This window comes from Streptomyces sp. NPDC060205, from assembly GCF_042728395.1.
Taxonomy (GTDB): Bacteria; Actinomycetota; Actinomycetes; order Streptomycetales; family Streptomycetaceae; genus Streptomyces.
Genome location: NZ_JBHWZP010000490.1, coordinates 1 through 5,208 on the forward strand (window position 1 = coordinate 1; position 5,208 = coordinate 5,208).

Below are 5,208 nucleotides of genomic sequence, written 5' to 3' on the forward strand. Positions count from 1 at the left end.
CCCCCGGACGCGCTGCCGGGCGGGACTGAAAGGCTGGGGCGCAGCCCCGCCTTTCAGGGGCGCGGGGAACTGCGCGACCCGCCCCCACCGGCCCGCGGACGAAGGCCGGCGCCGTGGGGGTTCGGGGCGGAGCCCCGTGGTGGTGGCCGCTGTGACGGTTACCACCCCGCGGTCGCACCGGCGCGTCGCCGGACACAGCGCGCGGGCCCGCCTCTAGGGTGGCGGCCATGGCTCGGTCCCTGCGGGCCCACCAGGCCCTCACCGGCCCTGCGGTCCGCTGCCGGGAGCGGACGGAGCGTCACCATTTCGAGGCCGTGGCGCTTTTCGTGTGACTCTCAGGGGTGCCGGATTGGCTTTCCCGCCGCAGGTGGGGGCAGGATGCGTCTTCGGGCGCGAGGGTCCGGCCACGGACCCGGGTCCGGGGACCGCCGAGGACCCTGGCAGCATCGGCTTCGACGTGCCCGATATGCGGCTCCGCCGCGTGGCACGCCTCAACGGCAAGAAGAACACGGGAGTAACAACATGAACCGCAGTGAGCTGGTGGCCGCGCTGGCCGACCGTGCCGAGGTGACCCGCAAGGACGCCGACGCCGTTCTGGCCGCCTTCGCCGAGACCGTCGGTGAGATCGTCGCCAAGGGCGACGAGAAGGTCACCATCCCCGGCTTCCTGACCTTCGAGCGCACCCACCGTGCCGCTCGTACCGCTCGCAACCCGCAGACCGGTGACCCGATCCAGATCCCGGCCGGCTACAGCGTCAAGGTCTCCGCGGGCAGCAAGCTCAAGGAAGCCGCCAAGGGCAAGTAAGCGCTGAGCGCTTCGCTGAGAACGCTGATGGGGCGGTACCCGGAACTTTCGGGTACCGCCCCATCGTGGTTCGCTCGAAGGCGGCCCCGAACGAGGGCCGCCGGACCGGCGAGGGCTCAGCCGAGCGCCTTGCCCGGCAGTTCCACCTTCGCGCCCAGCTCGATCAGCTTCTCCATGAAGTTCTCGTAGCCGCGGTTGATCAGGTCGATGCCGTGCACCCGGGACGTGCCCTGGGCCGCCAGCGCCGCGATGAGGTACGAGAAGCCGCCGCGCAGGTCGGGGATGACCAGGTCGGCGCCCTGGAGCTTGGTGGGGCCCGACACGACGGCCGAGTGCAGGAAGTTGCGCTGGCCGAAGCGGCAGTGCGAGCCGCCCAGGCACTCGCGGTAGAGCTGGATGTGCGCGCCCATCTGGTTCAGCGCGGACGTGAAGCCGAGGCGGGACTCGTACACCGTCTCGTGGACGATGGAGAGGCCGGTGGCCTGCGTGAGGGCGACCACGAGGGGCTGCTGCCAGTCGGTCTGGAAGCCCGGGTGGACGTCCGTCTCCAGCGCGATCGACTTGAGCTGGCCGCCGGGGTGCCAGAAGCGGATGCCCTCGTCGTCGATCTCGAAGGCGCCGCCGACTTTCCGGTAGGTGTTGAGGAACGTCATCATCGAGCGCTGCTGGGCGCCGCGGACGTAGATGTTGCCTTCGGTCGCCAGGGCCGCGGAAGCCCACGAGGCGGCCTCCAGGCGGTCCGGCAGGGCCGCGTGGGTGTACCCGCCGAGCTTGTCGACGCCCGTGACGCGGATGGTGCGGTCGGTGTCCATCGCGATGATCGCGCCCATTTTCTGCAGGACGCAGATCAGGTCCTCGATCTCCGGCTCGACCGCCGCGTTCGACAGCTCCGTGACGCCCTCCGCGAGGACGGCCGTCAGGAGCACCTGCTCGGTCGCGCCGACGGACGGGTACGGCAGCTGGATCTTCGTGCCGCGCAGCCGCTGCGGAGCCTCCAGGTACTGGCCGTCCGCGCGCTTCTCGATCGTCGCGCCGAACTGCCGCAGCACCTCGAAGTGGAAGTCGATCGGCCGGCCGCCGATGTCGCAGCCGCCGAGGCCCGGGATGAACGCGTGGCCGAGGCGGTGCAGGAGCGGGCCGCACAGGAGGATCGGAATGCGCGAGGAGCCCGCGTGGGCGTCGATGTCCGCGACGTTGGCGCTCTCCACGTGCGACGGGTCCATGATGAGCTCGCCCGGCTCCTCACCCGGACGGACCGTGACCCCGTGCAGCTGCAGCAGTCCGCGTACGACCCGCACGTCACGGATGTCCGGGACATTGCGCAGCCGGCTCGGAGCACTGCCGAGCAGTGCGGCAACCATGGCCTTCGGTACGAGGTTCTTCGCACCGCGGACACGGATCTCACCCTCCAGCGGGGTTCCGCCGTGGACAAGGAGTACGTCGTCTGAGCCGTTGACGGTCATGTATCTCGCGTTCCGATTGGTGGGACAGAGGCGAAGAAGCAAGGGTAATGGCCGCCCACCCCCCTTCAGTAAGCCCAAGGGGCTCTCAGGGACGTCATAGCTTTGCCACAACACGAACCGTGCGTAAACGGACACGTGGGGTCACTGGTCCCGCCCGTGCGCTCCACCTGCACCCGTACGCCCTGAGCTGCATTCCCGGCGGTAGACGCATTGCCTCCCCCCGCGCGGGGAAGATGCGGGATCATGTCTCGCATGACCGAGGTGTCCTCGCTCACAGGGCGGCTGCTCGTGGCCACACCCGCCCTGGCGGACCCGAACTTCGACCGCGCGGTGGTGCTGCTCCTCGACCACGACGAGGAGGGCTCGCTGGGCGTCGTCCTCAACCGCCCGACCCCCGTGGACGTGGGCGACATCCTCGCGGGCTGGGCGGAACTCGCGGGCGAGCCCGGTGTCGTGTTCCAGGGCGGCCCGGTCTCCCTGGACTCCGCGCTCGGGGTGGCGGTGATCCCGGGGGGCGCCTCGGGGGAGCGCGCGCCGCTCGGCTGGCGCCGGGTGCACGGCGCGATCGGACTCGTGGACCTGGAGGCCCCGCCGGAGCTGCTCGCCTCGGCGCTCGGCTCCCTGCGGATCTTCGCGGGGTATGCGGGCTGGGGGCCGGGGCAGCTGGAGGACGAACTGGGCGAGGGCGCCTGGTACGTCGTCGAGTCCGAGCCCGGTGATGTCTCCTCGCCCGCTCCGCAGCGGCTGTGGCGCGAGGTGCTGCGCCGTCAGCGCAGCGAACTGGCGATGGTGGCCACGTATCCGGACGACCCTTCGCTCAACTGATGTCCCCCGCCTTCAGTACTCTTGCGTTTATGAGCACTCTTGAGCCTGAGACCCAGCCCCAGCGAGGCACTGGGACGGGAACCCTCGTAGAGCCGACGCCGCAGACGTCGCACGGCGACGGGGACCACGAGCGCTTCGCCCACTACGTCCAGAAGGACAAGATCATGGCGAGCGCGCTCGACGGTACGCCCGTCGTCGCACTCTGCGGCAAGGTGTGGGTCCCGGGCCGGGACCCGAAGAAGTACCCCGTGTGCCCCATGTGCAAGGAGATCTACGAGTCCATGGGCGCCGGCGGCGACGACGGCAAGGGCGGCGGCAAGGGCAAGGACGGCGGCAAGTAGGCGCCCCCGTGGCCTTAGCGGTTTCCCGCGCCTTCCGCGCACTCCGCGCCCCGCGGCGCCGTGGGGCGCACTCCCGCGGCGCGTGGTGCGCCGCGGGGACCGGACACGGCGCAGTACGGCCGCGGTGCCCCGGTGCGGGGTGCCGCGGCTCTGTCGTGTCCGGCTGACCGGCGGGGCCGCGGGCGCGGTCGGCGTATGCGGCGTATCCGCGGCCTTTGTCCCGGCGGCCCGTTGCACGGAGTGCTTCCGCCGGTCACAGAGTGGTTGAGACCTCTTGTGGGCATGTTCATGTACTCCATAGCCTCCCGGGTGTTGTGCAGCGCAAAACCACCATTGCAGATGCTGCAACGCGCCCCCGGAGGACGCCCCCATGAAGTTCGCACCTCTCTCTGCCCGTACGGCCGCCCCGATCGCCGCCCTCGTCGTCGCCGCGCTCACGGCGACCGCCTGCGCCCCTGAGTCGTCCGACAACTCCGGTGGCAAGGACGAGAAGAGCGGCACCCTGCGGGTGTGGCTCTTCCAGGAGGTCACCAACACGCCGAAGGAGAAGGTGGTCGACGGGGTCGTCACCGCCTTCGAGAAGGCCCACAAGGGCACGAAGGTCGACGTCCAGTACATCCCCGTCGAGACCCGCGCCGAGAAGATCAAGGCCGCCTTCAACGACCCCAAGAGCGCGCCCGACCTCATCGAGTACGGCAACACGGACACCGCCGGGTACGTCAAGGACGGCGGACTCGCGGACGTCAGCGCGGAGTTCACGGACTGGAGCGAGTCCAAGGACACCGACCCGACCGCCAAGCAGTCCGTCACCGTCGACGGCAAGATCTACGGAGCCCCGTACTTCGTCGGGGTCCGCGCCCTTTACTACCGCACCGACATCTTCGAGGACCTGGACCTCGACGTACCCGAGACGCAGGCCGAGTTGATCAGCACGGCCAAGAAGATCCGGCAGGCGAAGCCCGACCTGTACGGTCTCGCGGTCGGCGGCGCCTACACGTACGGCGCGATGCCGTTCATCTGGTCCAACGGCGGTGAGCTGGCCGAGGGCAAGGGCGGCTCGTACGCCTCGACCATCGACAGCGCCGAGGCCCAGAAGGGCATCAAGGCGTACACCTCGCTCTTCGGCGACGACAACTGTCCGGCCGCCAAGTGCGCGGGCATGGGCGGCAACGACACCGTCACCGCGTTCGCCTCCGGCAAGGCCGGCATGGCCATCGGCGGCGACTTCAGCCACGCAGCGATCGAGGCCGGCAAGGTCAAGGGCAAGTACAAGGTCGTACCGCTGCCCGGCGTGAAGTCCGGTGAGATCGCCCCCGCCTTCGCGGGCGGCAACAACCTCGGCGTGCTCAAGAGCACCACCCACCGCACCCTCGCCGTCGACCTGATGGAACAGCTCGCCTCGAAGAAGACGCAGGGCGCGCTCTTCGACGCGATGGGCTTCCTGCCGACGTTCACGGACGTGCGCCAGGACGTCGCGAAGCGCGAGCCGTTCGTCGAACCGTTCGTGAAGACCCTCGGATCCGGCGCCAAGTTCGTCCCGGCCTCGCCCGCCTGGTCGCAGATCGACGCGTCCCTGGTCCTGCCGACGATGTTCCAGGAGGTCGTCAGCGGACGTAAGGGCGTGGAGGCCGCCTCCAAGGACGCGGCCAAGAAGATGAACGACGCGTTCAGCTCCGCCGGATGAGCCGGATGACCGACCGTCCGCTCGCGGTGTCCGCCCCGGGGGCCGCCCCGGGGCCGGCCCCGGGGGCCGGACCCGTCACGAAGGGCCCCTC

Annotated in this window: 5 protein-coding genes; 4 read left to right on the forward strand and 1 reads right to left on the reverse strand. The window is 70.1% G+C overall.

Annotated features, from left to right (window positions below; translation table 11 throughout):
- The first annotated feature begins 522 nt into the window (after positions 1-522).
- Positions 523-804 (forward strand): HU family DNA-binding protein, encoded by a 282-nt coding sequence (locus ACFWGJ_RS41615; RefSeq protein WP_007382399.1) that lies wholly within the window; start codon positions 523-525, stop codon positions 802-804.
- A 116-nt stretch (positions 805-920) separates the two neighbouring features.
- Here the strand turns inward: ACFWGJ_RS41615 and murA are convergent, their stop codons facing one another.
- Positions 921-2,267, reverse strand: coding sequence for a UDP-N-acetylglucosamine 1-carboxyvinyltransferase (murA, locus tag ACFWGJ_RS41620; protein ID WP_107015937.1), 1,347 nt, complete (start codon positions 2,265-2,267; stop codon positions 921-923).
- Positions 2,268-2,519: 252 nt separating this feature from the next.
- Between murA and ACFWGJ_RS41625 the strand changes: the two genes are divergently transcribed.
- The 3 genes from ACFWGJ_RS41625 (at position 2,520) to ACFWGJ_RS41635 (ending at position 5,117) form a co-directional block, all read left to right on the forward strand.
- Entirely contained in the window at positions 2,520-3,092 is a 573-nt protein-coding gene (locus tag ACFWGJ_RS41625) for a YqgE/AlgH family protein (protein WP_381832674.1), read from the forward strand.
- Between the two features lie 29 nt (positions 3,093-3,121).
- Positions 3,122-3,433: a DUF3039 domain-containing protein gene (locus tag ACFWGJ_RS41630; RefSeq protein WP_189775099.1), complete on the forward strand. Its 312-nt coding sequence runs from the start codon at positions 3,122-3,124 to the stop codon at positions 3,431-3,433.
- A gap of 370 nt (positions 3,434-3,803) precedes the next feature.
- Positions 3,804-5,117 (forward strand): extracellular solute-binding protein, encoded by a 1,314-nt coding sequence (locus tag ACFWGJ_RS41635; protein ID WP_387334162.1) that lies wholly within the window; start codon positions 3,804-3,806, stop codon positions 5,115-5,117.
- Positions 5,118-5,208: the final 91 nt, after the last annotated feature.

What these genes read in the sequence shown, in the direction of transcription:
- ACFWGJ_RS41615 (WP_007382399.1), top strand. Translation starts at nt 523, where the DNA reads ATGAACCGCAGTGAGCTGGTGGCCGCGCTGGCCGACCGTGCCGAGGTG.
- murA (WP_107015937.1), bottom strand. Translation starts at nt 2,267, where the DNA reads ATGACCGTCAACGGCTCAGACGACGTACTCCTTGTCCACGGCGGAACC.
- ACFWGJ_RS41625 (WP_381832674.1), top strand. Translation starts at nt 2,520, where the DNA reads ATGACCGAGGTGTCCTCGCTCACAGGGCGGCTGCTCGTGGCCACACCC.
- ACFWGJ_RS41630 (WP_189775099.1), top strand. Translation starts at nt 3,122, where the DNA reads ATGAGCACTCTTGAGCCTGAGACCCAGCCCCAGCGAGGCACTGGGACG.
- ACFWGJ_RS41635 (WP_387334162.1), top strand. Translation starts at nt 3,804, where the DNA reads ATGAAGTTCGCACCTCTCTCTGCCCGTACGGCCGCCCCGATCGCCGCC.